The organism is Vibrio sp. 1249-1, from assembly GCF_033340495.1.
The window spans coordinates 1-565 of the sequence record NZ_JAWOWJ010000939.1; the positions used below are offsets into that span (position 1 = coordinate 1).

The 565-nt window shown below is 46.4% G+C and carries 1 pseudogene; it reads right to left on the bottom strand.

Going from position 1 to position 565, the window contains the following annotated elements:
- A pseudogene (locus R7Z50_RS29805) lies at positions 1 to 565 on the bottom strand (GGDEF domain-containing protein); the annotation flags it as partial.

The following is a 565-nucleotide window of genomic DNA, read 5'->3' on the forward strand; positions in this document are numbered from 1 at the left end:
TTCAGAGTGCTTAACGTCAGCTCGATTAAGGATTCTGCATTCACGCCAAGCAACAGTTTTGCACGAATATCAAGCAGTCTCTCGCCACATTCGCCTTCAAAATCAAGTTCTGTAATCGTATGTTGTAGATCGACGGCGAGGCATTCTAGTTGAGATTTGTCTGGGTTGTTTTCGAATTCGCTGAGTTGTAAACGTGAGTTCGAAGTGATGATTTTAATCGCGCGTTCGTAGATGCTCAGTAGACGGGTAGCTTGATCGACTTTCTTCCCTGCGTGTACTTCCGAGAAGCTCATTAAGTTGCGCAGTTCGCGTTTTAACTGCGCTGGCAAACCCGTAACACGTTGGAGTGTCTCACCGCTGTGTTTGATTTGTTCATCGAGGTAGCCGTTCTGTTTATCCATCGTTTTCGACTGCTGTTTGAGCATTCTTTCAAGCACCGCCAAACGCGGGATCAGAGTGCTGATGTCTTTTTGATGTTGCAGCTCTTGCTGAATTTCAAACAGATAGTTAGCAACTTGGGTGTTTGAGCCTTGGCAAGCAGACGACAAAGATGCCACAACGCGCT